This window comes from Vibrio sp. 1457, assembly GCF_033340195.1.
GTDB classification, from domain to species: Bacteria; Pseudomonadota; Gammaproteobacteria; order Enterobacterales; family Vibrionaceae; genus Vibrio; species Vibrio alginolyticus.
This window is the reverse complement of sequence record NZ_JAWOWA010000111.1, coordinates 1-1,165: the sequence shown is the minus strand read 5'-3', so window position 1 is coordinate 1,165 and position 1,165 is coordinate 1. Positions and strand designations below refer to the sequence as shown.

Genomic DNA, 1,165 nt, shown 5'->3' with positions numbered 1-1,165 from the left:
AGGCTTTTCCTGCCCGATGCTAAAACGGACAACAGTACCAGGTTACCCCAGTACTGTTGCTGTATGGATTAACAGGAGTGTAATCAAAATACGCCGATTTTGCACCTGTTCCGTGTTAGCGCGTCTTAATAACCAGACGATTACTCTGCTTGACTTCTTCCAGAACAACGTATGTCCGTGTGTCATTGACTCCAGGCAGACGCAGCAGGGTTTCCCCCAGCAACTGACGGTAGGCTGACATATCCGGCACGCGTGTTTTCAACAGGTAGTCGAAATCACCAGATACTAAATGACACTCCTGAATTTCTTCAAGTTTTTGTACAGCGGTATTGAATTGTTCAAACACATCCGGTGCGCCACGATTCAGAGTAATCTCAACGAATACCAGAAGTGATGCATCCAGATAATGGGGGTTAAGCAGCGCCGTATAGCCCTGAATAAACCCTTGTCTTTCCAGCCGACGCACACGCTCAAGGCACGGCGTTGGGGAAAGTCCCACACGTTTAGAAAGCTCGACGTTAGAAATACGCCCATCCTTTTGCAACTCATTAAGAATGTTACGATCGATACGGTCGAGATCTTTGCCAGGGCGCTTCTTGCTATCTACCATTATTATTGTCTCTCTGTATTCCTTCCCTACTCCTGTCTGACCCTGAAACATCACTGTTCAGAGTCGCTACCCGTCACGATAGACCGAAATCATGAAGATTCACGGCGCGCAATGCCTGGGTCTACGGTGAGAAGACCGTTGCCTTGTGGCAGCTATCGACATCACGAATGGCGTCTGTCCACGCCATACGTAGATTTCACTAGCACGGTAAACATGGTATTTACATGCATGGTTATGCGCATATAAGAATACTGTTTTTTTTCTTCCTCGAATGTTTTCGCAAAACACCAGGGGATTGTCAAAGCAAAACATCGATTTTTAGTACAACATGCCAGATATTCATTAACAGGGGCGTTTATTCATCATTTAATCGGCTTATAAAGCGGGAAATTTAAGTAGCAGAGGTGATAATGACGGGAGAATTTGACCTGCTTATCGATGCTGCCGATTGCACAAATTGTTAACAAAATCGTCATACTCTTTTTTTACGTCTGTAAATTCCCTACAATCCTGCCCATTGTCTGCCAACAACTATGGGGATCTCATGGGCACGAC

At 45.6% G+C, this 1,165-nt stretch carries 1 protein-coding gene; it reads right to left on the bottom strand.

Features of this window, described 5'->3' with window-relative positions:
• Positions 1-115 precede the first annotated feature (115 nt).
• Positions 116-610, bottom strand: a complete 495-nt coding sequence (gene lrp, locus R7Z41_RS24115; RefSeq protein WP_318141651.1) for a leucine-responsive transcriptional regulator Lrp — start codon at positions 608-610, stop codon at positions 116-118.
• Positions 611-1,165 lie beyond the last annotated feature (555 nt).